This window comes from Priestia sp. D51, from assembly GCF_053345675.1.
In genome coordinates this window covers 156,853-179,646 of the sequence record NZ_JBLTIR010000004.1, presented here as the reverse complement: position 1 = coordinate 179,646, position 22,794 = coordinate 156,853, and the positions used below count along the sequence as shown (strand labels likewise).

At 37.6% G+C, this 22,794-nt stretch carries 21 protein-coding genes, 3 tRNA genes and 1 riboswitch; of the genes, 16 read left to right on the top strand and 8 right to left on the bottom strand.

The features are described 5' to 3' along the window. Positions 1–44 precede the first annotated feature (44 nt). Positions 45–151: riboswitch (SAM riboswitch) on the top strand. 85 nt (positions 152–236) lie between these two features. Beyond that, positions 237–1,547: a Na+/H+ antiporter NhaC family protein gene (locus ACNHOZ_RS17625; RefSeq protein ID WP_048021033.1), complete on the top strand. Its 1,311-nt coding sequence runs from the start codon at positions 237–239 to the stop codon at positions 1,545–1,547. A gap of 39 nt (positions 1,548–1,586) precedes the next feature. Here the strand turns inward: ACNHOZ_RS17625 and ACNHOZ_RS17620 are convergent, their stop codons facing one another. After that, a complete protein-coding gene (locus ACNHOZ_RS17620) occupies positions 1,587–1,715 on the bottom strand; it encodes a hypothetical protein (RefSeq protein WP_255900788.1) in 129 nt (42 codons plus the stop codon). A 124-nt stretch (positions 1,716–1,839) separates the two neighbouring features. On the opposite strand from ACNHOZ_RS17620, the gene ACNHOZ_RS17615 reads away from it, so the two are divergent. The 9 genes from ACNHOZ_RS17615 to ACNHOZ_RS17575 all read left to right on the top strand — a co-directional run bounded on the left by ACNHOZ_RS17615 (position 1,840) and on the right by ACNHOZ_RS17575 (position 11,338). Continuing rightward, positions 1,840–2,799, top strand: a complete 960-nt coding sequence (locus tag ACNHOZ_RS17615) for a LacI family DNA-binding transcriptional regulator (RefSeq protein WP_255900790.1) — start codon at positions 1,840–1,842, stop codon at positions 2,797–2,799. Positions 2,800–2,884: 85 nt separating this feature from the next. After that, a complete protein-coding gene (locus tag ACNHOZ_RS17610; protein ID WP_033578899.1) occupies positions 2,885–3,133 on the top strand; it encodes a transcriptional regulator SplA domain-containing protein in 249 nt (82 codons plus the stop codon). A gap of 112 nt (positions 3,134–3,245) precedes the next feature. After that, complete coding sequence (gene splB / locus ACNHOZ_RS17605) at positions 3,246–4,274, top strand: spore photoproduct lyase (protein ID WP_025752275.1); 1,029 nt, start codon at positions 3,246–3,248, stop codon at positions 4,272–4,274. A gap of 151 nt (positions 4,275–4,425) precedes the next feature. Then, a complete protein-coding gene (locus ACNHOZ_RS17600) occupies positions 4,426–4,869 on the top strand; it encodes a hypothetical protein (RefSeq protein ID WP_048021029.1) in 444 nt (147 codons plus the stop codon). A gap of 101 nt (positions 4,870–4,970) precedes the next feature. Beyond that, a complete protein-coding gene (locus ACNHOZ_RS17595; RefSeq protein ID WP_013056931.1) occupies positions 4,971–5,207 on the top strand; it encodes a hypothetical protein in 237 nt (78 codons plus the stop codon). A 173-nt stretch (positions 5,208–5,380) separates the two neighbouring features. Then, positions 5,381–7,033, top strand: coding sequence for a DUF2339 domain-containing protein (locus ACNHOZ_RS17590; RefSeq protein WP_048021028.1), 1,653 nt, complete (start codon positions 5,381–5,383; stop codon positions 7,031–7,033). Between the two features lie 127 nt (positions 7,034–7,160). Next, positions 7,161–9,242: a DNA topoisomerase III gene (locus ACNHOZ_RS17585; RefSeq protein ID WP_048021026.1), complete on the top strand. Its 2,082-nt coding sequence runs from the start codon at positions 7,161–7,163 to the stop codon at positions 9,240–9,242. An 82-nt stretch (positions 9,243–9,324) separates the two neighbouring features. Then, positions 9,325–9,762: a YrvL family regulatory protein gene (locus ACNHOZ_RS17580; protein WP_048021025.1), complete on the top strand. Its 438-nt coding sequence runs from the start codon at positions 9,325–9,327 to the stop codon at positions 9,760–9,762. A 241-nt stretch (positions 9,763–10,003) separates the two neighbouring features. Next, positions 10,004–11,338, top strand: coding sequence for an FAD-dependent oxidoreductase (locus ACNHOZ_RS17575; RefSeq protein ID WP_048021024.1), 1,335 nt, complete (start codon positions 10,004–10,006; stop codon positions 11,336–11,338). 25 nt (positions 11,339–11,363) lie between these two features. Here the strand turns inward: ACNHOZ_RS17575 and ACNHOZ_RS17570 are convergent, their stop codons facing one another. The 4 genes from ACNHOZ_RS17570 to ACNHOZ_RS17555 form a co-directional block, all read right to left on the bottom strand. Beyond that, a complete protein-coding gene (locus ACNHOZ_RS17570) occupies positions 11,364–12,491 on the bottom strand; it encodes a GerAB/ArcD/ProY family transporter (protein ID WP_080968659.1) in 1,128 nt (375 codons plus the stop codon). Positions 12,492–12,516: 25 nt separating this feature from the next. Then, a complete protein-coding gene (locus ACNHOZ_RS17565) occupies positions 12,517–12,750 on the bottom strand; it encodes a hypothetical protein (protein WP_014460215.1) in 234 nt (77 codons plus the stop codon). A 96-nt stretch (positions 12,751–12,846) separates the two neighbouring features. Continuing rightward, on the bottom strand, positions 12,847–13,968 hold the full coding sequence (locus tag ACNHOZ_RS17560) for a GerAB/ArcD/ProY family transporter (RefSeq protein WP_230683510.1): 1,122 nt from the start codon (positions 13,966–13,968) through the stop codon (positions 12,847–12,849). Between the two features lie 22 nt (positions 13,969–13,990). Then, positions 13,991–14,176 (bottom strand): hypothetical protein, encoded by a 186-nt coding sequence (locus ACNHOZ_RS17555; RefSeq protein ID WP_255900798.1) that lies wholly within the window; start codon positions 14,174–14,176, stop codon positions 13,991–13,993. Between the two features lie 296 nt (positions 14,177–14,472). Between ACNHOZ_RS17555 and ACNHOZ_RS17550 the strand changes: the two genes are divergently transcribed. From ACNHOZ_RS17550 to ACNHOZ_RS17525, 6 genes are all read left to right on the top strand, one after another. Continuing rightward, on the top strand, positions 14,473–14,742 hold the full coding sequence (locus ACNHOZ_RS17550) for a hypothetical protein (protein WP_014460213.1): 270 nt from the start codon (positions 14,473–14,475) through the stop codon (positions 14,740–14,742). Positions 14,743–15,108: 366 nt separating this feature from the next. After that, positions 15,109–16,503: a phospholipase D-like domain-containing protein gene (locus tag ACNHOZ_RS17545; RefSeq protein WP_048021019.1), complete on the top strand. Its 1,395-nt coding sequence runs from the start codon at positions 15,109–15,111 to the stop codon at positions 16,501–16,503. A gap of 240 nt (positions 16,504–16,743) precedes the next feature. Continuing rightward, positions 16,744–16,817, top strand: a tRNA-Trp gene (locus tag ACNHOZ_RS17540). A gap of 26 nt (positions 16,818–16,843) precedes the next feature. Beyond that, positions 16,844–16,925: transfer RNA gene (locus ACNHOZ_RS17535), tRNA-Leu, on the top strand. A 20-nt stretch (positions 16,926–16,945) separates the two neighbouring features. Next, positions 16,946–17,017, top strand: a tRNA-Gly gene (locus ACNHOZ_RS17530). A 215-nt stretch (positions 17,018–17,232) separates the two neighbouring features. After that, on the top strand, positions 17,233–18,633 hold the full coding sequence (locus ACNHOZ_RS17525) for a Na+/H+ antiporter NhaC family protein (protein WP_255900801.1): 1,401 nt from the start codon (positions 17,233–17,235) through the stop codon (positions 18,631–18,633). A 198-nt stretch (positions 18,634–18,831) separates the two neighbouring features. Here the strand turns inward: ACNHOZ_RS17525 and ACNHOZ_RS17520 are convergent, their stop codons facing one another. The 3 genes from ACNHOZ_RS17520 to ACNHOZ_RS17510 are packed head-to-tail and all read right to left on the bottom strand — an operon-like array spanning position 18,832 to position 22,788. Further along, the gene (locus ACNHOZ_RS17520; RefSeq protein WP_048021017.1) at positions 18,832–19,932 is read right to left on the bottom strand and encodes a GerAB/ArcD/ProY family transporter; all 1,101 of its coding nucleotides are present in this window, start codon (positions 19,930–19,932) and stop codon (positions 18,832–18,834) included. A 20-nt stretch (positions 19,933–19,952) separates the two neighbouring features. Next, a complete protein-coding gene (locus tag ACNHOZ_RS17515) occupies positions 19,953–21,176 on the bottom strand; it encodes a Ger(x)C family spore germination protein (protein ID WP_048021016.1) in 1,224 nt (407 codons plus the stop codon). Continuing rightward, a complete protein-coding gene (locus ACNHOZ_RS17510; protein ID WP_048021014.1) occupies positions 21,166–22,788 on the bottom strand; it encodes a spore germination protein in 1,623 nt (540 codons plus the stop codon). The genes ACNHOZ_RS17515 and ACNHOZ_RS17510 overlap by 11 nt, the downstream gene beginning before the upstream one ends. Positions 22,789–22,794: the final 6 nt, after the last annotated feature.

The window sequence follows — 22,794 nt, the reverse complement described above, 5'->3', positions numbered from 1 at the left end:
AGAGATTACAGTAGTGAAAGACTATTTTTAAAACAACTACAAACTTCTTATCAAGAGAGACGGAGGGACTGGCCCTACGATGTCTCGGCAACTGGCTGTACGCAGTGCGGTGCCAAATCCAGCAGACGATGTTTCGTTTGGAAGATGAGAAGGGTAATCTTATGATACAAATAAGAGACCTCTTCTTATCAATAAGAAGGGGTCTTTTTTTATTACGTAAACAAGAGGTGTTAAGAATGGAACAACAAAAAGGAAACGGCTGGGCGCTGTTACCGCTGGGCGTCTTTTTAGTCCTGTTTGTCGGATCAGGAATTATAACGGGAGATTTTTATAAGCTGCCTGTATTAGTAGCTATTATCATTGCAGCCATTGTGGCGCTGGCTATGAACCGCAAAGATTCACTTAATGTAAAAGTGGAACGCTTTGCTAAAGGAGCAGGGCATCCTGATATCATTATTATGGTACTTATTTTTATTTTAGCAGGTGCTTTTTCAGAAGTCGCTAAAGGCATGGGAGCTGTTGATTCAACGGTAAACTTAGCTCTGTCTGTGCTTCCGCAAAGCTTAGTGGTAGTCGGAATCTTTGTTATTGGCGCATTCATTTCAATTTCGATGGGAACGTCAATGGGAACGATCGCTGCGTTAGGGCCTATCGCTGTAGGAATCAGTGAGCAGGCGCATGTATCCATTACATTGGCAATTGCTGCTGTTGTTGGTGGTGCAATGTTTGGAGATAATTTATCCGTAATCTCTGATACGACCATTGCGGCAGTTCGTACGCAAAAAACAAATATGTCAGATAAATTAAAAGTAAACTTTTTCATTGTCCTTCCTGCAGCGATTGTTACAGTGATTTTATTACTGGTAATGACGCTAGGCAATACGTCATCAGTAGAAATTAAAGATTTTAGCTGGTTTAAAATCTTGCCTTATGTCGGCGTACTCGTTGCTGCCATATTTGGTGCAAACGTATTAAGCATTTTAACCGGAGGAATTGTATTAGCCGGCGTAATTGGATTAGCTGACGGAAGCTACACGCTTTCTTCTCTTGCTAAAACTGTGACAGAAGGTATTGGCGGAATGTCGGAATTAATTATTTTATCTCTTTTAATTGGCGGAATGGTTGAACTCATTCGCTATAACGGCGGTATTCAGTTCTTATTGAACCTATTAACACGACGCATTCAAACAAAAAAAGGCGGAGAATTCAGTATCGCCGGATTAGTAAGTTTAACCAATTTAGCCACGGCTAATAACACGATTTCAATTATTACAGCAGGTCCGTTAGCGAAAGAAATCTCTGATAAGTATTCAATTGACAATCGTAAATCAGCCAGTCTGCTCGACTTGTTTTCATGCAGCGTTCAAGGGCTTATCCCTTACGGTGCACAAATGCTTCTAGCAGCAGGATTTGCTAAAGTTTCACCGATTGAGATTATTCCATTTACATTCTATCCAATGTTAACAGCGGTTTGCGGTATCATTGCAATTGTAATTGGCTTTCCTCGTTTAAATAAAAAATCAAAATCATCTAAAGAAGCTGCGTAATATCAAACCCTTAAAAAGAACATTCTTTTTAAGGGTTTTTTACTGTTTGAAAAAATCAGTCTGCTTTTTTTCATCTAGCTCCTTCCAAAGTGTCTCATTTTGTTTAAGTGCATAAGCCGCTCCTCCGATTTCAATTCCGCATAATAAAATGAATAATAAAATACCCATGATATGACCTCCTTATATAAGTGAATAAAAACATGATTGTAACGGGTTTAGCTTATTGCTTTTTCACTTTATAATGAGAATAAAGTATGAAACGCGTTTCAGCGCAAGAGAAAAAGGTGAAAACATGACAAATATCCGAGATATCGCAAAAAAAGCTGGTGTATCTGTTTCGACCGTGTCACGGGTTTTAAATCATCATCCGTATGTAAAAGAAGAAAAGCGCCGTCTGGTAGAAGAATTAATTCAAGAACTTAATTACGAACAAAACATTAATGCCGTTCACTTATCAAAAGGGAAAACAAATATGATTGCCGTCGTCTTGCCTTTTATTAATCATCCTTATTTCAGTCTGCTTTTAGAAGGAGTGGCCTCTCAAGCGTTAGAAAAGCAGTATCAGCTTGTTATTTGTCAGACGAACTATGATGTAAAAAAAGAAGAAGAAGCGCTTCATATGCTAAAAACAAAGCAGGTTGATGGAGTGATTATTTGTTCTAGAGCAAGCAGCTGGAGCACGATTGAATGCTATCAGCAGTACGGGCCGATAGCCGTGTGCGAAAACGTACAAAATCGTTCTATTCGCTCCGTATACGTTGATCATTATGCAACTTTTAAGAAAGCGCTCATGTATTTAAAAGAAAAAGGATATACGGATATTGGCTACTGTATTGGAAGAATGACGGGTACAAATAGTCAACAGAGGCAGCAAGCATACAAAGAATATGTAGAAAGAATAAATGAGCCTTATCATCCGGAATGGGTGTTTCAAGGCTGTTTGAACGTGACAGATGGTGAAAAAGTGGTAAAAAAATTGGTGCAGATGAAAAATCGGCCTCAGGCGCTTTTAGTAACAAACGATCAAGTCGCTATTGGTATAAAAGCTCAGTGCGAACAAGCGGGTATATCAGTTCCAGGCAATTTAGCTATTATTGGTTTTGATAATCATCCGCTTTCTTCTTATTTACAAATCACAACGATCGAACTTCCTCTCAAAGAAATGGGCGAAACGCTTTTTAAACTAGTCAGGAGCAAGGATCCTCAAAAAATTGAGCTTCCTTTTCGGTTTATTGAGCGTAAAAGCGTATAAATTCTTGATGATCTCACCACGTGTTTTTATCGGATAAAATGAATAAAAGCGGACATCATACGAGTAAAGAAAGAAGAAAAGGATGATGATCGTGGAGAAAAAAGAATATCAAGTAGGAGATCAAGTATTTGTTATTTACCGAAATCCTCATACGGCAAACGTTGCTAATATTAATCAAGCTGAAATTGTTGAACACCCTGAAAATAAAGGTGAAAAAGCGCTGTTTCTGCATGAGTCTTATCATTTGTTAGCTGAAGATGATGCTGTGTATTCAACGTATGAAGAAGCAGAGAACATGTATAATAAGATATTTGATTATGAACAATATGATTGACGAAAGGCTCTCTTAAATAGAGAGTCTTTTTTGATGTGGAAAATAATTACCATGGATAGAGTCTTTTTATTTTTCAAACGCTATTAGTATTAGAAAAAAGGAAGTGTACATGATGATAAAACCTTTTGTACCTCAATTAGTATACATTGAGCCAGGGGCAATGGAGTACCCGCTTGGTGTTCAATTAAAAGAAAAATTTGAGAAGATGGGAATTGAGATTCGTCAAACAACTTCTCATAATCAAGTGCGTAATATACCGGGAAAAAATGATTTGCAAAAATACCGCAATGCCAAGTCCACTTTAGTAGTTGGTGTGCGTAAAACCTTGAAATTTGATACATCTAAACCGTCAGCTGAATATGCAATACCTTTTGCAACAGGGTGTATGGGGCACTGTCACTATTGTTATTTGCAGACAACAATGGGAAGCAAACCATATATTCGCACGTACGTGAATGTGGAAGAAATATTAGGTCAAGCAGAGCAATATATGCAGGAAAGAGCCCCTCAAATAACGCGATTTGAAGCGGCTTGTACATCTGATATCGTAGGAATTGATCATTTAACACATTCATTAAAGCGCGCGATTGAATATTTTGGGGAAAGTGAACTAGGTCAACTGCGCTTTGTGACTAAGTTTCATCACGTGGATCATTTATTGGATGCTAAACATAATGGTCGCACGCGCTTTCGCTTTAGCATAAACGCAGATTATGTTATAAAAAACTTTGAACCTGGTACATCTCCTCTTGATTATCGGATTGAAGCTGCTAATAAAGTTGCAAAAGCCGGATATCCACTTGGCTTTATTGTGGCGCCTATTTACATTCATGAAGGTTGGCAAGAGGGATACCGTCAGCTGTTTGAGAAGCTTGATGCTTCTATACCTGAAGAGTCAAGAGATGATATTACATTTGAAATGATTCAGCATCGCTTTACCAAGCCGGCCAAACGAGTGATTGAGAAAAACTATCCGAAAACAAAGCTTGAGATGAATGAAGAAGAGCGCCGCTACAAATGGGGGCGTTACGGGATTGGAAAGTATGTATACGCAAAAGATGAAGAACAAGAATTAAGAGAGACGTTGGAATATTACATTGATCAGTATTTTCCAAATGCGAAAATCGAGTATTTTACGTAATTATTCTACAGTAATTGAAAAGTTATTTTGACATCTTAGTCGAGATAGCTTTTCAATTTTTAATGTGCAAAATAAATTGGTTGCTAATAAGCTGAAAAAAGAGGTTATTTGTATCTCTTGTCGTATTACATACATAAGGGAGGTGACTGAGATGTTAAAAAATGAAGAGTTTGCGCTAACAAAAGAATTAACAAAAGAACAGCAAGAAGCTGCACGAAATTTTATTCAAGTGTTGTTCCAAGAAGATTTATCTGAATTTTGGAGCATATTATGTGATATCGATAAGTCTCGTATTTACGGCTTGTATGAAGCAAACCACTATTACGATTCGGATGTTGAACTACATGGATTTGTACAAGAAATTAGAGATAATGTAAGAGCGGTTTATGCGCCTCTTCAAGGGCAAGGAGGTATTTCGACGAAAGTTCGATATACAAGCGAAGGAAAGATGTATGTATACATATTAGGAAGTGGTGAAAACCCGAGGGTATATCCTGTTGGATTAATGCCCGAGACCTACATTGAAGAAGAACGTTTTTCTCAGCGTCTTCAAATTAGCATTTATAACGATGAGTTTCGAAACGTTGCGCTGTAAATTATATATAAATGGAAAAATAAAGAATAATAAAATTAATTTGTTAAAATAGCAATATTTGGGGTATGTAATAGGTATAACATTAAAAAGGGGTGAAAGAAATGCATTATTATCGTATTTCAGAGGGAGACCATGAAGAGTATTGTGAAACGATTCTGCTTCATGAAAAGAAGTTTTGCAAAGAAACATTTCAATCTATGGTGCGAGAAGCAATGAACAATAAGCCAGGTAAAATTGACCGTGTGGATATTGTTAAATATTTAATTGGTCATCATAGCTTTCAAGTAGCCCACATCGAAGCGGGATTTCACAGTACATACAGCGAGAAAGTGACATAAAAAAGGCAGCACATCCTATACAACGAACTTTTCTTTTGAAAAGGGCGCTGTATTTTTTTTTGCTAAAAATAGAATGTTTCTAAGTAATATTCCTTTTAATGGTATAATAGTTAAGTGTTGTAAGGTATACATATAAAAATCACAAATACTTTAAAGAGAAAGGGTGAGGAAATATGGAAAACGAAAGAATAGAAGAGCTTGAACGAAAAATAAGCAGTTTAGAAGAAGACGTAGCCAAGCTAAAGTCGCTTGTATATAAAACAAATTCTCCAAGACCAGCAGTTCACGCTCCTCCCAAACAGCGCGAGGAGACGACTAAACGTCCTGCTCAAACAGCAGCTAAAAGCTCACAGGCAATAGAAGAGCCTGTTGATTGGGAAAAAGTCCTTTTTCAAACATGGCTGCCGAGAATTTTTATTTTCGTATTTATTATTGGCGTGCTATGGGGATTTAAAGCAGCCTCTGACTATGGATTAATGAATGAAAAAGCAAAAGTTGTTCTCGGTTTCGTTGTTTCGATAGGTTTTGCTGTGACAGGTCATTTCCAAATCAAAAAGGGTAGGCTGGTGCTCGGGCAAGTACTTGTAGGAGGAGCTATTCCTATTCTCATGTTAACGACGTTTGCGATGCATAGCCTATATCATTTAGCAGGACCAACGCTTGCTTTTATGCTAAATGCGAGTTGGATCATCTTAGGAATTGCAGCAACAGTCTTTTATCGTTCACAGGCATTAGGGATTATTAGCGCGGTTGGAGGCGTACTAGTTCCTTTTTTTATTGAAAGTAATTCGCCTAATGCTCTGGTTTTCATTGGCTATGAAACGTTTCTGTATATTGCCTTTTTATATGTGGCAATCAAACAAAAATATTCAATTTTATATGTTCTTTCCGCGGTACTATTAAATCTTACGCTACTCATTTATTACTCGTTTGTTGGTGATAATGGTGTAAAAGCGTTATTAGGTATGGCGATTCTGATTCAGCATTTATGCTTAATTTCTAGCTTTTTTCTATCACAATCCGTACTCCAATTATATGCGTTTACCCTTCTATCGAGTTTAGCAGTTACGTACGGCTGGCTGCTTGCCGTTTTTGACGATGGCATGACCACCATGGTGCTGCTTGCGCTAGTTATTATTTACGCATTAGGTGTTTACACAGTAAGAAGTTCTAAAGAGAAATTTGAATTTTTTATTACCTATTTAATTGTTGCAGTAGCGTTTTTTATTCATCAGCTCGTCGATTTAAGAGAAGGAGTCATTTTATATGTGATTCAAGGACTTGCTGTTTACTATATCGCCATGACGTATAAAAATCTACTTCATCAACTGTTTTCTTATACGATTTATATACTGAGTGCCACGTATATCTTAGTTACACCAATCGAACAAGTGCTGTCTCTTCCGACATTAAATTGGGTTGTTGTGTTAGCTTCTATTCTAGTATTTGTATGGATCAGTATTCAAAAAACAGAAAAAGATGAGCACGATACGTTCAAAATTGGAGGAAGTATTGTTTTTTCTATTCTTTCTTTAATTTTTGCAACGGAAGTGACGGCCGCTGGCACCAATGATCTTTCCGCTAATACGCAAACGCTTATTATGACGGCTGTTTGGCTATGTTTGGCCATTGCTGCATTCGTAATAGGATTACTTCGAACCTTTAAAACAGCCACGTATATCGGTGTCGGCCTGTTATTTTTAACACTTTTCAAACTTGTTTTATATGATTTACCTTTTATTCCAATGGCTATACGTGCCTTACTATTTATCGTCTTAGGAGCCATCGGTTTAATTATTTCGCGCCTATTTTATAAAAAGAAGTAGCTAAAAGCTGAAGAGAAATTCTTCAGCTTTCTTTATTATAATATGATTATGTAAACTTAGCCTTGAAGTCGTACAAAAGGTATCCAATCATGTATAATGGAACAAGTGAATTGGAGGTATACATAAAATGAAATCACTTGTATTAGCAGAAAAGCCAAGTGTAGCACGTGATCTTGCGCGCGTGCTTGGCAGCACACAAACAAAAAAAGGGTATATTGAAGGGCCAAAGTATGTCGTAACATGGGCACTCGGCCATTTAGTTGAATTACAAACACCAGAGGATTATGATAACCAATATAAAACGTGGCGATTAGAAGATCTGCCAATTATGCCTGAGAAAATGAAACTAAAAGTAATTCGTAAAGTAAGCTCTCAGTTTCGCACAGTATCTGATTTAGCAAAAAGAAAGGATATTGGAGAGTTAATTATTGCGACTGATGCAGGGCGTGAAGGAGAGCTTGTAGCACGTTGGATTATGGAAAAGGTACGCTGGAACAAGCCGTTTAAACGCCTTTGGATTTCGTCTCAAACGGATAAAGCAATTCGTGACGGGTTTAAACAGTTAAAACCAGGAAAAGAATTTAATCGCTTGTATGATTCAGCGGTTTGCCGTTCAGAAGCCGATTGGCTTATCGGTTTAAACGTAACGAGAGCGTTAACGACTAAATACGAAGAACCATTATCAGCGGGACGTGTACAAACACCGACGCTTGCGATGATAATTGAGCGTGAACAAGTAATTAACACATTCAAACCTAGTGAATATTGGACGCTTACAGCTCAGTTTTCGTCGTTTGAAGCAGCTTGGCAAAAGGGTAATGAAAAGCGCATTTTTGATGAAAAACGTGCAAAAGAGCTGCATTCAAAATTATCAGGTGAAGCAGTTGTGAAAACAATCAAGCGTAAAATGCATAAAGAAGCGCAGCCGCTTCCTTATGACTTAAATGAACTGCAGCGCGACGCTAACAAACGCTTTAACTTCTCTGCTAAGAAGACATTGAATGTACTTCAAAAGTTATATGAACAGCATAAGTTAGTCACGTATCCACGTACAGATTCTCGTTATTTAACAACAGATATGGTTTCCACTATGAAAGAGCGCTTGGAAAGCATCTCTGCTGTATATAAAGAAGAAGTTCGTCCAATTTTAAAAAATGCACAGCTGCCAAAGCGAGTGGTTAATAATGAAAAAGTAAGTGATCACCATGCGATTATCGTAACGGATCAGCCTGTGTTTTTACAGGACTTATCAGCTGATGAACGAAAGCTGTATGACTTAATTGCAAAGCGATTTATTTCATTGTTTTATCCTGCATATGAGTATGAAGTGGTTAAAGCAGAGCTTGAAGTAAACGGGGAACTGTTGGTAGCGAGCGGAAAGCAAGTCGTGAATGCAGGCTTCAAAAAAATTTCTGGTGGAGACTCAGAAGCAACGGTGAAGCTGCCTGATATGAAAGAAGGCAGCAAGCTACTCATTCAAAATGTAACGATGAAAAGTGCATTTACAGAGCCGCCGCAGCGCTATACAGAAGCCGATCTTCTTGGACAAATGGAAAAACACAACTTAGGTACGCCGGCAACACGCGCAGATATTATTGAAAAACTTCTGCAAAACGAATCCATTGATCGCCAAAATAACCGTCTGCACGCAACAAAAAAAGGAAAGCAGCTGATTGACTTAGTAGCAGACGAGTTAAAGTCTCCTGAGCTTACGGCTAAATGGGAACGTGACTTAGAAGCAATTGCTAAAGGAAAAGGAAATGCAAAAGAGTTTTTAACGAATATTCGCGAACAAACAGAAAAGCTTGTCAAGCAAGTAAAAACAAGTAATCAAACGTACAAACCTCATAATTTAACGGGCTCTAAATGTCCGGAATGCGGTTCGTTCTTAAAAGAAAAGAAAACAAAGCAAGGAAGAGTGCTCGTTTGTTCAAGCCTTGAGTGCAGCTATAGACGCGCAAAAGACCCTAAACTATCGAACCGACGCTGTCCGCAGTGTCATAAACGAATGGAAATTCATTCAGGAAAAGCAGGTACGTACTTCCAATGCCGTTCATGTCAAGTAGTGGAAAAAGCCGAGGACAAAAAGAAAAAGATTTCAAAACGAGAAGAACGAAAGCTTCTTAACAAATACAACGATGACGGAGCATTTGGTTCAAGCTTGGGAGATGCTTTAAAACAAGCTCTTCAAGATAAAAAAGATAAGTAAAGTAGAAGTGCGATACCATGGTATCGCACTTTTTTTGGTATAATATGGATTAAGTGATGAGTAAGCAAGGTGGCGTGGAACAATGAAAAGAAAAAGCAGGGGAATGAATCGGTTAATCGCGTTCTTTATAGTAGGAACGATGGTACTAATCATTTTAGCTATCTTAATGGGAAGCTACTTTTTTGGTTTTATAGGCTTCCTTAGAGTGATGGGAGTGGAGTATGACTCTTACTGGGCCATATGTTTATTTCTATTTTTTATTTTTGTGTTTGGCTCTATCACAGAGCTTTTTTCAAAGGCGCTTATTTTTTTAATGAAGAATGCTAGGATGAACAGAGTATTATTTGTAGCATCTGCAGCTTTTGTGGACATATTTTTTACTTTTCTATCGGTTTATATAGCAGACTTGCTTGTAAGCGGAATCCGTGTATCTATTTTAGCGATGATTATTTTATCCGGTTTATTTTTTTTGTTAGAGAGTGCATTGGATAGTGAGTTTCTACGTAAAAAAACAAGCTGATGAAATTGTTCATCAGCAGCGCATCAACAAAAAAAGCGCATCATATCAAGCTTCAATGCTATTTAAAGAACTCTGTAACATATTTTTTTAAAAAAGTATGTGATTTTTTTCACATATCTCTTGAAAAAGAACAAACATGTTTGTATAATAAGAATTGTAAAAGATATGTGAAATATTTCACAATATATGTGAATAACTTCACAATATCGTATTTTCTATAATCCTAAGGGGGATATCATCTATGAAAATTGCAGTAGTAGGGTGTACACATGCAGGAACAGCAGCAGTAAAAAATATGGCAGAACTTTATCCAGAAGCTAAAATTACAGTTTATGAGCGAAATGATAATGTTTCATTTTTGTCTTGTGGAATTGCGCTCTATGTAGGCGGGGTCGTGAAAGATGCAAATGGTTTATTTTACTCTTCACCGTCTGAATTGCAAGAGATGGGTGTAAATATGAAAATGAAACATGAAGTGACGAATATTGATACAGAAGACAAAAAAGTAGCGGTGCGAAACTTAGAAACAAACGAAGAATTTGAAGATACATTTGATAAATTAGTGATGACAACTGGATCATGGCCGATTATTCCAAACCTTGAAGGCATCGATTTAAATAATGTTGTGCTTTGTAAAAACTATCAGCATGCTAATCACATTATTGAAAAAGCAAAACAAGCAAAAAAAATTGCCGTAATTGGTGCGGGTTATATTGGTGCAGAATTAGTAGAAGCCTTTGAAGTGTATGGAAAAGAAGTCACGTTCATTGATAGTGCTGATCGTATTTTAAATAAATATCTTGATCCAGAGTTTACAAGCTTGATGGAAACTGAATTTAAAAAGCGCGGAGTCACATTAGCATTAAACCAAGCGGTTACTAAATTTGCAGGCAGCGATGGATCTGTTGAAAAAGTAGTGACAACTGCAGGTGAATATGAAGCGGATCTTGTTATTTTGTGTGTTGGCTTTCGTCCAAACACAGACTTAGTAAAAGGGCAGGTAGACATGCTTCCAAACGGCGCAATTGTGGTTGATGAATATATGCAAACAAGCAAAAAAGATATATTTGCGGCCGGAGATAGCTGTGCGATTTACTACAATCCGATTAAGAAACATGCCTATATTCCGCTTGCTACAAATGCGGTTAGAATGGGAACATTAGTAGCTCAAAACCTTGTTAAACCGACGATTAAGTATATGGGAACACAAGGAACATCAGGGTTGCATATTTATGATTACAATGTTGCATCTACCGGCATAACTGAAACAGCGGCTTCTCTTTTTGATATGAATGTGAAAAGTATCACAATATCAGAAAATAACCGACCAGAATTCATGCCAACGTACGAAAATATTACGTTAAAAGTAGTATATGAAGAAGAAACGAGACGAATTGTAGGTGCACAGGTTATTTCTAAAATTGATGCTACTCAAGCAATTAATACATTGTCTGTATGCGTACAGCAGGAAATGACGATCGATGAGCTTGGCTTTATGGACTTTTTCTTTCAACCCCACTTTAATAAGCCTTGGCATTTCTTAAACCAAGCAGGGCTTCAAGCGCTTCAAGAATAAAAAAGCAGGTGACTACCTGCTTTTTTTATGTGGATTTTATTATCTTTTTTATTTTTATTTTAGCAGGTTTAAAACGGATCCATCCTATGATAAGAAGAATAAAAGGATATAAAGCTCCCATCAAAAAACTATAGGGAATCCACGTTTCGGCTAACCATGTTTTTTGATAGGTAATGGTTGGGTACACAATGATGGAAAAAGTCGTAACAATTAATCCCATCGGTAACGTTAGAAATCGAGTTTCATTGATGTTAAAAATATGACAAAGTCCAGCGATGGAAGCATGAAAATAAAGAGAAACTTTAAAGAAAAGAGTAAGAAACCATATAATAGCAATAATTACCTCGATTCCTTGCAAAAAATTTCCCACCTCAATTCGCTTAGCCATTTCATATACAGGAAACATGGTAGTTGAAGAATGATAAGAACCAATAACGATTATACAAGAAAAAATAACAATTACCATAATAAACCCACCAAGCAGGCTGCCGCTCATTAAAGCTTTAGCTCCTTTTTCAGGTTTTCTTAAATGAAGGGGGAAAATCATCATCAAAGGAGCAAAAGTAAAATAAGTAATGCTAAGAAAGATAAGAACCGAATGAGTCAGCGGCTTTAAGTGAATGTCCATTAAAGGCATAAGATTTTCAAGTTTCATTTGAGGAGTTAGTGAAAAAATAAAAATCCCGAGAAGGCCAACAAACCACGGGAAAAAGATTTCACAGCAGCGTGCAATTGTTTCTAGCCCGAGTCTTGCCCCGAAAACAACCACAAGCATAAAAATAATGTGAATAGCAAGCAGCGGCGTTTCCATCATAATATGGGTATTTAAAAAACTCCCGACGTAGTATACAATACGGCTGCACGTTATGACAGTAGATATGACAAATAAACAAGATACACCTTTTCCTAGATATTTTCCAAATACTACATCATTGATTTCTACCAGATTTTTATCTTTAAATAAAAGTCCGAGAGCAATATATACTTTCACTAATACAAATCCGCATGCTACTCCGAGGATAGCGGGAATCCAAGCAGTTTGCTTAGAATCAATAGTCATAGACGCTGGAGCAATAACAATTGTGCTTCCAATTGTATAAAGCATGACGAGCATGCGAAATTGAATCGTTGAAATTTTAACTACAGGTTTCACAGTGTTCACTTCCTCGTCTTACGTATTAAGATAATAAATGAAGTAAAAATATGCTGATTGGCCTGAAGATAGCAGCTGATAAATCAGAAGGATTTGGAACATATAAACCCAGTGCTTTACAGATGCTTACGGACATTCCAATTGCAAGAACTGTATAGAATAGCCATAATTCTTTCTTCGCTTTTTTTTGCCGTAAGTTAGGTACTTCAAACCAAATGACGAGCGTGCAAACAATAAGTAACCCCAATACCCCTAGCATAGACTAGCTCCTATACGTGAATAATTAATGTTATATTTTCCAGAAAAATAACTACTTATACTGAAGGTGCATTCTCTATTAAAGGTTTTTGATTTTTTAGTCGCTGTTAGAAGAATGCTGCTTTTTGTTTTGAATAAATCCTGCAATTAAAAGGAAAAGCGGATATAAGATGCCTACAACTAAGCTGTAGGGAATCCACGTTTTTGTATCCCAATCTTTTTGATAAGAAACGCTTGGATACACAATAAGGGAAAGTGTAATCATGATGAGTGCGACTGGAAAAGAAAATAGCTTGTAGTCCTTTATATGAAATACATTGGCAAACCCCAAAAGAGTAGCGTAAAAGTAAATGCAAAGCTTAAAAAAGAGAGTAATAAACCACAAAATAGCAATGACTACTTCAATTCCTTGAAGAAAGTTTCCTACATCAATTCTTCTTCCTAATTCATAGCTTGGAAACATGGTGATTTGGGAGTAATAAGGACTAAGTACTAAAATTCCGAGTAAGATTAACGTCACCATCACTAGCCCACCGGCTATATTCCCTATATAAAAAGATTGAGTGGACTTTTTTGTGTCTGGTGTATGAGAAGGAAAAATCATAAGAAGAATGGTATAAGTCAAAGAACTCATGCTTAAAAACGTTAAAACAGCACGAATAAAAGCTTTTGGATGTATTTCAAGCACAGGCTGAATATGCTCTATTTTAATTTGCGGAATCATAGACAAAATCAGAAGTCCGAATAATCCGACAAACCAAGGAAATAAAATCTCGGCACTTCGTGCAATAACTTCTATTCCTAGGCGTACTCCTACGATAACCACACCCATAAATGCAATGTGGATGGCTGTAAGCGGCGTGTAGGGAAGAATTTGTGTAGTGAGAAAATTCCCTACATAGTAAAGAACTTGACTGCTGATAAATAAATTGGATAATACAAAAACAGCAGAAACAATCTTTCCAAACAGTTTTCCTAAAATTTTTTCGTTCATTTCCATCAGCGTAAGCGTTGGAAACATTTTTCCTAGTGAGGTAAAAAGCAAAACTAAGCCAATTCCTGATGCTACACCGAAAAGTGCTGCAATCCAGGCGTCTTGATGAGCATCAGCTGTAATAGCGGCAGGCACAACAATAATTGTGCTCCCGATGCTATATAAAGTTACTAGCTTGCGAAATTGAGTAGCCGAAATATTGATTTCATTAAGCAAAATGAGCACATCCTTTTGCCATATACACGAATTAAGTGATCCAACGGAATAATAAGTGACTTAAAGGCTGAAACATTGCTTCTGCCCAATCAGAAGGGTTCGGTAGAGGCAGTCGAAAGATTTTTGCAAGAGCGATCATCATACTGATTGTCATGAATAAAATAAAAATTTTCCGTTCCTTTTTATAAGAGGGTTGAGGTAATCTTTTTATTTCCATCCATATAATCCCTGCACAAATGATCAAAAAGGAAAGAAACAAGTGCATGCAGTCAACCCCAATATATTTTGACGTTCAAATAAGCTATTCGTATGATGTCCGCTAAAGAAAGTGATTATACATTTATGTAAAATATAGAAAGTATTTCAAGGGATAAAAGATATCATTGGATGCTCTTAAATAATAAAGGAATTCGTTATGCAAAATATTTACGCAGCTTCAAGCTATTGAAACGTCGTATGAATAAGTGGAAAAATGCCACACTATAGAGTGAACAAATGGAAAGGAGCACTATGATGAAAAAATTCCCATATAACAAAGATAAACAACAATCATTTCAAGCAGCACAGCAGGGGCATAAAGAAGCAGTAGATGCATATGAACAGGCAAATGAAGCTAAAAATGATGCATCGTATGGACATGAAGCGAAGCAAGCGATAGGTGAAGTGAACGAAGCCTCTCAGCAAATTGAGAATGCGCTTGAAAATGCTTCTGAAACACAGCGTCAGCGTTTAACTGAGTTTCAGCAAGACATAAAAGATATGGAAAACGACCTTAATCAATAAAAGAGTAGCTGTTTTACTTAGACTTACAGCAGGTTCATAATAGAGTATAAATTGCAAAAGCAGAAGATAATGAACTTCTGCTTTTTTTATTGGCAGAGTGAATGTAGGTTTCGTGTATATAATGGCTTCTAGCAGTTGTTTGGAGGGCAAGGCGAAGACTCCTATAGGGAAAACAGAATAGGTGAGACCCGGCAGGAGCGGAAGCGAAGGCTTGCACGGAAGTCAACAGTAGTGTAACAAATAATCCATCGTTCCATTCTTATTTTAAAAGGTATAGAAGTTAAAAAAGTAAGAATCCTAATAAAAACAGAACGATGAGAATGGAAAGGGATTGTGACAGGAAACATGCTAATAAATATACTAATAATGATTGTCGTATTGTACTTCATATATGTATTCGTAACTGCAGTGGTACTGTTTTATGTCCCTTTGCACAAGGGAAAAGACTTAAAAGTAATGAATACTGAGAATTTTTACGGAAAGAAAGAATCCACAGACCGCGTTATGCTTTTGGAAAACGGTTATTTTTCAGGGCTTGTTCGGATGCAGATGATTCAAGAAGCGAGGCATACAATCGATATTGCGTACTTTTCCATCGGCAAAGGTCGTTCGTCGGATTTACTTATGGGTGCTTTATTCGAAGCTGCGGACCGAGGTATACGTATTCGAGTGCTGTTAGACGGGATCTCTCATGGGCTAAAAGGCAAGAGAAAAAATGTTCTTTATGCTCTAGCTTTCCACAATAATATTGAATTAAAGTACTATGAGCCCTTTACTATTCTTAAACCTTGGACATGGCATAACCGTCTTCACGACAAAATAATAGTAGTCGATGGCCAATTAGGTATTAGTGGAGGACGAAATATTGGAGATAAATACTTGGCCAGTCAACCGGATAAAAATTTTGTCTATGACCGTGATGTGCTGATTTATAATACAAAGCAAGAAAGTAATAGTGTCATTCTTTCAATGGAGAAGTATGTAGAGAAATTATGGAACCACCCGTATACGGGCAAAGCTTTTCCAAAGCTCAAGAAAACTAAACAATTTCGTGGCCTTTCAGGAAAGAAATTGTTAATAGATCAATACGAAGAGGCCAAAAAAGCAAACGAACCCTTTGTCCATCCTTATATTGTATGGAGAGAATCAACGATGCCTACAAGAAAGGTTTCTTTTATTACAAACCCTATTCAAAGAATGAATAAAAGCCCTTTTATATGGAAAACGTTTATTAAGCTTTCCGAGCAAGCTGAAAAATCCATTGTCGTTCAAAGTCCTTATATTGTACCAACAAAAGAGATGGAACAGTATATAGATAAGTCAGTAAAATCTAAAGTGCAAAGAATTATTTTAACGAATTCTATTACGTCCACTCCGAATGCTATGGCTTTTTCTGCATACTTAGGAGTGAAAAATCGCGTCATAAAAGCGGCTTCAAAGCTTTATGAATATCAAAAGCCTTATTCCATTCACGGGAAATCCGTTGTTTACGACCAGCGTTTGAGTGCAGTTGGTTCTTTTAACTTAGATTCACGTTCTGTATTTTTAAATACTGAATCTATGGTTATGATAGATAGTGAAGAATTTGCAGCCGAGCTAACAGGGGCTATTGAAACTAAAATTTCTCACAGTACGCTTGTGGGAAATGAGGGGGAACCTGTGGATTTTAATACGGATTCTCAAAAAAACGTGCCTCCTGTAAAATCTGCACTCCTCCATATTCTTTCAGTCTTCACGCGATTTTGGAGACATTTTGTATAGTTCTGCACTTTGCCTAAAAAAGGGCTTTTACAGAAAGCTTCTAAAAATAAATGGTAGAGGGTAAAAGGTGCTGCAACTGGCGGTGAGAAGTGTGAAAAGCTGTGATATGCCTCACAGTTTTTTTTGAAGTCGCCAGTACTAGTCATGATTCATAAAAAGACCTATTGACGAAATTCCATATATGTTTTATTATAATATAGCGTTGTCAATAAACGAGGTTCTTTTGAAGAAATCATGTCTAGGGGCATAGTTTAAAGGTAGAACTACGGTCTCCAAAACCGTCAGTGTGGATTCGATTCCTACTGCCCCTGCCATTTTGGAGTTGTTTTTCAATTCACACGCGGGTGTGGCGGAATTGGCAGACGCGCTAGACTTAGGATCTAGTGTCTTATGACGTGGGGGTTCAAGTCCCTTCACCCGCATCTTTACTTTTATATATGGCGCGGAAGTAGTTCAGTGGTAGAACACCACCTTGCCAAGGTGGGGGTCGCGAGTTCGAACCTCGTCTTCCGCTTCTTTTCAAAAGCAGTTTGCATGTGCAAACTGCTTTTTTTGTTGTAGAAATAAAGATTTTTACTATGCTGTTTTTAATTAGAAATAGTTTATTCAATCAGTGCTGCTTATACGTATCGTTTTCGTGAATATACACATATTATTGGGGTTACAGTAAAAGCTAATGAACGATACGTGAAGACGTCTAATATGGTTTTTAAGATAGGGGAGAGTCCTATGGAATCTAGTTGGTTTTCAATTATACCGTTTTTAATTGTTATTCCAATAGCTATTTTCACCAAACAAGTGCTGCCAGGGTTGTTTTTAGGCTTATTAGTAGGCGCTTATTTGATTGATCATTCGATTGTCGGAGGTGTTGAAAAGTTACTTCACTACGTTGTACAAGCTCTTAGAAATAAAAGTAATATAGAAATCGTTGTCTTTTTATACGCGTTTTCAGGGCTTATCGGAATGATTAAGATGGCTGGAGGAGTTAAAGGTTTTGTGGAAACAGCTGCAGAAAGAATTGATACAAGAAAAAAAGCTCTTATTTTAACCTATGTTTCAACCATTGGAACATTCAGTGCTCCCACCTTTCGTTTTGTGACGATCGCGCCCATTATGAGAGCGCTGCTGAAAAAATTGAAAATGACGACAGCAGAGCTAGGGTTTGTTATTGAAACAACTGCTACTCCCGTTATCGTCTTAATTCCCGTGGCAACGGCATTTGTAGGATATATGGTCTCAATCATTCAAATGGCAATTGATCATCAAGGCATAAAACAAGACGCTTATTCTTTGTTTATTCAAAGCATTCCTTATAATTTCTTTTCGATTGTGATTATTTTAGTAGGGATTTATTTCAGCTTTTTTCATCATTCAACGTCTACAGCTCCTATGAAGCTCGAGGAAGAAGACGAAAAAGATTGGCATGATTGTCATCCTTGCGTCTCGAAGGATTTGCCTTCTAAGCCTTGGAATTTGTTAGTACCTTTACTTGTTGTGATTTCACTTACCTTACTTTTAACATGGTGGAGTGGACATCGTAAGAGTCACACCTTTTTTGAAGCATTTATTAAAGCAGACGTGTTAGAAGCGATGGTAGTAGCTTTAATTATGACTACGTTAATTACGCTCATTTTTTTCTTGTTTCAGCGCTTTACATTACAGAATTTGCTTAATGGTTTTATCACAGGAGGCAATGACTTGATGTCCGTTATTTTGTTGTTATCGGTAGTATGGGGATTATCCGCTGTTACAGAAGACTTAGGTTTTTCAAATTTCGTGACGGCACATTCTAAGTGGATTCCTCAAATGTTTGTCACTCCGTTCATGTTTATCTTTGGAGCCGCTATTTCTTACTTTATCGGATCTGCTTGGGGCACGTGGGGGATTTTAATGCCGCTTGGCGTATCGCTTGCAAGTTCTGCAGATCTTTCTTTGCCGTTAATTATCGGTGCGGTGTTTGCGAGCGGTTCCTTTGGAGCGTTTTCTTCACCTTTAAGCGACGATACGAATACCATCGCCAAAATATTAGATTTATCTGTTATTGAATATGCCAAGTATAAATTAAAGCCAGCTTTAATTGCAGCGGGAATAACAGTTGCTTTCTATCTTGTTGTATCTTTCTTATTTTGAATGAGAAAAATAGCCGTCTAGTATCAATTTTTCATTTTTTTTAATTTAAAGTATGCATACAGTCCTAATGACAGGCACACTAGCATGATACAAGTAAGCGGAAATAAGATGGTATTAACAAAATGATCATAAAACCATATATACACGCACATCACCTCAATAATTTTAACGTCATTTTTTCTATTTAGTAGAGATACACTATCTGTGCTGCTTCTTCCTATTCTTCAAAAAGGCGATAATCAGAAGCAGTAGGGGTATGATAGAAAATAGCGGCATATGCAAAAGAAATCTCGCTACGTGTAATCCTTCATAAAGGTGTTCTTGAAAATTACTAGCGATTGTAATCGACAAAAACAACACAATGATGCCTAAAGGATACGCTAGACGTGAAGGAGATTTAATTTTAAATAAAGTAGCTGTACCTATTATAGAAGCATAAAACAAGATGCTAACTTTGAAATAAATCCCAATCACCATAGCGAACATAAAAAATACATCTAGACGCTCTAAAAAATCAGCTACTTGGATCGTTTGGACAGTACTAAGAAGAGGAAACTGTGACCTTGTCGTCAGATCAACTCCAAGCACGCTAATGTTAATAATCATCGTAATAATTAGATTAATTCCGCTTAATCCCGTTGCGCATAGCATGGTGACACTCGCTTTTTTGGGATTGCTCAAATAAGGAAGAATCATGGTAAATACAATAGCCTCTGTGAAAGGAAAATACAGCGTTTCGGTTAAAGCAATTTTTGCAACAGGGAGCACTCCTTCTTTTAATACCGGCTGTAAGTTCTTAAAATCAATTAATCCTGAGCTAATAATTAAAATGAAGCCTGCAACAGCCAGAAAATACATAAAAATAAACAGAAGCTCTCCTGACCTCGCTATCGCTTCAATTCCTTTTCGTGTTATATAGATAATGACCAGCATTAATAAAGCATTGGCAATAAATAAAGGCGTATCGGGATAAGCAAAAGTAAGAAGCATTTCTCCGAAATCTCTTAGAACTCGTGATGCATCGTATAAAAAATAAACAATATATACGAATGCAAGAAGCGTTCCCAGTACCTTACCTAAAATTTTCTGCATGTACTCTGTAGGCAGGAGGTCCGGATAGTAGGAATAGAGCTTATGATAGACTAAGAAGAAAAAAAAGCTGAACAGCATTCCAATTAAAATAGCTAGCCATGCATCTTGCTTCGCTCTCATTGCAAGAGGAACTAATAAAGCGCTTCCCAGTTCGAATAATACCATGAGAATGAATAATTGAGTGGCGCTGATTTTTGCTTTTTCCATATAGCCAGAACCTCCTTACCTCATTGTTGTTTTTCTTTTACGCTAGAGAGAAACGATTTATTGCGCAGACCCGTTCGGCGAATGTAAGCTTCTACTGTAACGTCTACATCTAATTTTGGAAAATAAACGTCATCCCATTCTGATTTGAATTTTTCCCACTGATTGGGGCGCGTGCGTTCCAGTGCTTCTCCAAACCCAAAGATGTCAACTTTGTCTGTCTGAGCGTGTTTAATAGCTGTTTGTAATTCTTTTTTTATTTCTTTACCTGCAGCTTTTTCCATTTTTTTGATTACGGCAGGTTGACGTGTATCAACAGGGACCTCCACTTCTCCAAGATCGCCTTCTACGCGAGTGTGAACGGACACGTAAGGTTTTCCTTTTTTCATTTTTACAGATACATCCGTTTTTTGACGAACTGTTTGATAGGCAAGCGCTTCTTTTTTTCCTTTCCAATCTATATTAATATCCGTTCCTTGTATTTTATCAAGAATCCAAACGCTGCCTCTGGCTGGACTATTGTACAACCAGTCGATTAACTTTCCATTTTTAAAAACAGCAATGCCAGAAGCACGAAGGGTAGCTTCTGGTGCGCTTTGCTGGAGGTTATCTAATTTTTCTGCTTGTTGAGGATTTCCAACTAAACGAAAACCCGAGACTAGTGCTTCTCCTCCGGGAGATTCGAGAGACCTCATCACTTCTTGAAAGGAAACCTTTAGATTTTCTCCCCATTTTCTTTGAGTGAACTCCAGCGTTTTCATAATTTTGTTTGCTGGAATTTTATCGACAGGCGTTAGTGCTTTTACCAAATCAGCAGCACTTGACTGGTTTGCGATGACTAGGGAAGTCGTAATTCGAAATTCAGGATCGCGATCAATAGAATCAATAAGAATGTTAATTCCTTCTTCACGCGCTAGTTTTTCTCCGATCACGACTAAGTTGGTATGGGCATAATAAAGTCTTCGGGAAATTCTAGCTGAAGCGCGTCTGCTTGCTTCAACTAAATTATCGCCAGAAGCAGAATAGATCGTAACAGGCGGACTTTGGGTACCGCCGCCCCCTTGTAAGCCAGCTACGTTTCCCGGGTTAATAATTTGAAAGGTAAGCTCATACCGTCCGTTTTTCGTTTTATCAATGCCCATTGCCGATACAAATGCAAGGTCTGTTAATTCTTTTTTACTCCAGCAGCTCGTAAGCAATACCATCATTATGGTCATTACCAGTAAAAATAAACTTTTACGTTTCATTTTGATCACCTTTTTCAAGTTCCTGGTTAATCATACCTCTTGAAGAAGGAGGCTCAGGCTTTTGATGTTTGCTTTGACGAACTTTGTTATCACTAATTAATTTAGGTCTTCTTCTCATCGTCCACCAAGGTAACCGCAGCAATGTATCTTCATTGCTTGCAGGAATAAAGGGTGCTAATGGCGTCATGTAAGGAACACCAAACGAACGTAAGCTGCACAGGTGTCCAACTCCCATTAAAAGAATGAGGATAATGCCATAGAAACCGAATGTAGCCGATCCTAGTATAAATAAAAAACGAATTAAACGCGCTGAAATAGCCATATCGAAAGACGGTGTAGCAAAGCTAGCAATGGCTGTAATCGATACAATAATAACCATAGCTGGTGAGACGATCCCCGCTTGAACCGCTGCTTGCCCAATAACAAGAGCTCCAACGATTGATACAGCAGATCCGATAGCTTTTGGTAAACGAATCCCTGCTTCACGCAAAATTTCAAAGGTGACTTCCATAAAAAAAGCTTCCACAAACGCGGGAAATGGAACGGATTCTCGCTGTGCTGCAAGAGCTACGATAAGCGTTGTAGGTACCATTTCTTGATGAAATGTCGTAACCGCCACGTACGTAGCAGGAGCGATAAGTGAAATCATAAACATAAACACCCGCAAAAGACGAATGGATGTGGCAATATCAAAGCGTGCGTAGTAATCTTCGGCCGATTGGAAAAATTGAATGAACAACGCGGGAGCAATAAGGACAAAAGGAGTTCCGTCCACAAAAATAGCAATTCTTCCTTCCAAAAGGTTACCTGCCACCACGTCGGGTCTTTCTGTGTTATAAATAGTGGGAAAAGGAGTGATTGTTTGATCTTCAATCAGCTGCTCAACATAACCTGATTCCAAAATACTATCAATATCAATGTTTTTTAATCGCTTTCGAATTTCTTTTACAACTTTATCGTTTGCGATGCCATGAATATACATAACAGTGACATCCGTTTTAGTTACCCGGCCAATCTTCATCGACTCTAGCCATAAGTCAGGTGTTTTAATAATTCGGCGCACCATAGCTAAGTTTGTGCCAATAGACTCAGTAAAGGCGCCTTTTGGTCCCCGAACTACCATTTCTGTAGTAGATTCTGCAATGGCACGCTTTTCACCGCCTTGTGTACTCACGCTGAGTACGCGGTTTATGCCATCGACAATAAGAAGGCTGTCTCCTGACATCAAAGAAGACAGTAAATCATCCCAGTTGTCTGCAAACGATACGTTGCCGATTGTGACGATGTCTTCGGAGATTAACTCTAATGCATTTTGATCGTTTAGGTCATTTTTTTGATTATCTTTCATCAGAGACTGCAGTAAGTAATCTTGAATAGCCTGATTATCTACAATCCCTTCTATATAGACGATAGCAGCAGCCAAGCTGTTATTGACACCTAGTTTAAAATGACGAATCACAATATCTGAGCTGTTTCCAGTTTTCTCTTTAATGAGGGTAAGGTTCTCAGACAGCAAATTCTTAAGAGAAGAAGCTGCTTGTTCGCTGCTTGTTTGATTTGCCTGAGGTTGAAGCTTATTTTTAGATTTTTGATTTTTAAAGAACGAAGGCATAAATGA

What these genes read in the sequence shown, in the direction of transcription:
- ACNHOZ_RS17625 (WP_048021033.1), top strand. Translation starts at nt 237, where the DNA reads ATGGAACAACAAAAAGGAAACGGCTGGGCGCTGTTACCGCTGGGCGTC.
- ACNHOZ_RS17620 (WP_255900788.1), bottom strand. Translation starts at nt 1,715, where the DNA reads ATGGGTATTTTATTATTCATTTTATTATGCGGAATTGAAATCGGAGGA.
- ACNHOZ_RS17615 (WP_255900790.1), top strand. Translation starts at nt 1,840, where the DNA reads ATGACAAATATCCGAGATATCGCAAAAAAAGCTGGTGTATCTGTTTCG.
- ACNHOZ_RS17610 (WP_033578899.1), top strand. Translation starts at nt 2,885, where the DNA reads ATGATCGTGGAGAAAAAAGAATATCAAGTAGGAGATCAAGTATTTGTT.
- splB (WP_025752275.1), top strand. Translation starts at nt 3,246, where the DNA reads ATGATAAAACCTTTTGTACCTCAATTAGTATACATTGAGCCAGGGGCA.
- ACNHOZ_RS17600 (WP_048021029.1), top strand. Translation starts at nt 4,426, where the DNA reads ATGTTAAAAAATGAAGAGTTTGCGCTAACAAAAGAATTAACAAAAGAA.
- ACNHOZ_RS17595 (WP_013056931.1), top strand. Translation starts at nt 4,971, where the DNA reads ATGCATTATTATCGTATTTCAGAGGGAGACCATGAAGAGTATTGTGAA.
- ACNHOZ_RS17590 (WP_048021028.1), top strand. Translation starts at nt 5,381, where the DNA reads ATGGAAAACGAAAGAATAGAAGAGCTTGAACGAAAAATAAGCAGTTTA.
- ACNHOZ_RS17585 (WP_048021026.1), top strand. Translation starts at nt 7,161, where the DNA reads ATGAAATCACTTGTATTAGCAGAAAAGCCAAGTGTAGCACGTGATCTT.
- ACNHOZ_RS17580 (WP_048021025.1), top strand. Translation starts at nt 9,325, where the DNA reads ATGAAAAGAAAAAGCAGGGGAATGAATCGGTTAATCGCGTTCTTTATA.
- ACNHOZ_RS17575 (WP_048021024.1), top strand. Translation starts at nt 10,004, where the DNA reads ATGAAAATTGCAGTAGTAGGGTGTACACATGCAGGAACAGCAGCAGTA.
- ACNHOZ_RS17565 (WP_014460215.1), bottom strand. Translation starts at nt 12,750, where the DNA reads ATGCTAGGGGTATTGGGGTTACTTATTGTTTGCACGCTCGTCATTTGG.
- ACNHOZ_RS17555 (WP_255900798.1), bottom strand. Translation starts at nt 14,176, where the DNA reads ATGGAAATAAAAAGATTACCTCAACCCTCTTATAAAAAGGAACGGAAA.
- ACNHOZ_RS17550 (WP_014460213.1), top strand. Translation starts at nt 14,473, where the DNA reads ATGAAAAAATTCCCATATAACAAAGATAAACAACAATCATTTCAAGCA.
- ACNHOZ_RS17545 (WP_048021019.1), top strand. Translation starts at nt 15,109, where the DNA reads ATGATTGTCGTATTGTACTTCATATATGTATTCGTAACTGCAGTGGTA.
- ACNHOZ_RS17525 (WP_255900801.1), top strand. Translation starts at nt 17,233, where the DNA reads ATGGAATCTAGTTGGTTTTCAATTATACCGTTTTTAATTGTTATTCCA.
- ACNHOZ_RS17520 (WP_048021017.1), bottom strand. Translation starts at nt 19,932, where the DNA reads ATGGAAAAAGCAAAAATCAGCGCCACTCAATTATTCATTCTCATGGTA.
- ACNHOZ_RS17515 (WP_048021016.1), bottom strand. Translation starts at nt 21,176, where the DNA reads ATGAAACGTAAAAGTTTATTTTTACTGGTAATGACCATAATGATGGTA.
- ACNHOZ_RS17510 (WP_048021014.1), bottom strand. Translation starts at nt 22,788, where the DNA reads ATGCCTTCGTTCTTTAAAAATCAAAAATCTAAAAATAAGCTTCAACCT.